Source organism: Amycolatopsis sp. NPDC004625, assembly GCF_040609695.1.
In the GTDB taxonomy this organism is placed as follows: domain Bacteria; phylum Actinomycetota; class Actinomycetes; order Mycobacteriales; family Pseudonocardiaceae; genus Amycolatopsis.
Map to the genome: position 1 here is coordinate 1 of NZ_JBEXKX010000125.1, position 1,204 is coordinate 1,204.

Sequence of the window (1,204 nt, forward strand, 5' to 3'; positions counted from 1 at the left end):
GGTCGTTGATTGGGTGTTCCGGCGGGACGTCCAGGGCCGGGCCGTGAGGGTTTCGGGACACGGGCCGGACAGGCGAGCTGTGGACGCAGGTTCCGAAAACCCCGGCGGACCCGCGATGGGGTGAGCCGGCCCGCCGGCCGGGGTTTCTCCCAGGGGCGGCGCAGGTCCGTTGTGAGCTCACGGGCGAGGCGCAGCTGGGTGTAGGCGGTCAACAGCAGCCAGGTCCAGCGGTCGGCCGCTTCGGGCGAGCGAAGTTTCGGGGTGGTCCAGCCGAGGGTTTGCTTGAGCATGCGGAAGGTGTGCTCGATGTCGAACCGGCGCAGGAACGCCTGCCAGGCCAGATCGACCTCGGCGTGGTCGAGGCCGGTGCGGGAGTGCCAAAGCCACACGGGTTTCGGGATCGCGCCGGAGGGCAGGCGCTCGACCTGCAGCCGGATCACGGTGCCTTCGATGATCGGCAGGGCACCGTCGTGGCCGGCCCAGGCGATGCGGTGGGTCAGCCGTGGGTGCAGCCGGTCCCAGGCCCGGATCAGCGCGGGACCGTAGAGCCGGGTCGTGGTGTCGGTGACGACGTCGGGTTGCCCCCAGGCGGCCGGGTCACCGAAAGCGAATTCGCTGCCGTGGCGGCGAGGTCTGCATCTGATGGTGGGTGGCTGCGGCGGGACTGGGCGGTGCAGGACCCGGTCGGTGCGCATCCGCACCAGGACGGTGATCGGGAGATCGGCCAGCACGTGGGCCAGGCGGGGCCGTCGTAGCCGGCATCGGCGACCAGCAGGATCTCCGGGTCTCCCGGCCGCCAGTGCCCGGCCGCGACCAGCCGGGCCACCACACCGCGGATCTGCCCGGCGGTCACGTTTGCGGCGCTGTCGCCGGGTGTGAGCCGGACCGCGTCCAGCGGAGCGGTCCACGAACTACGCCCGGACTCGAGCGCCACGATCACCGAGTAGGGCCAGCCCGGCACCATCATGTGCTGGTCTTTGCCGCGGCCATAGGTGTGGCACAGGATCCGCTGCCCGCTGGTGTGGGCTTCCGGCCGCAGCCAGCAGGTCACATCCACCGCCAGCACCAGCCGTCCGTCCGCGGCACGCGGGAGCGAGACCCTGCTCAGCGCGGTACGTAGTCGATCGATGTCGACGCGTCCGCGGGCCAGCGCGGCATAGCCACTGCCGTGGCCGCGACGGTGCTCACCGGCCAGGGACAGCTC

1 pseudogene is annotated in these 1,204 nt (G+C 71.7%); it reads right to left on the reverse strand.

The features are described 5' to 3' along the window. Window positions 1-1,201, reverse strand: a pseudogene (locus tag ABZW17_RS46715) (NF041680 family putative transposase); the annotation flags it as partial. Window positions 1,202-1,204: the final 3 nt, after the last annotated feature.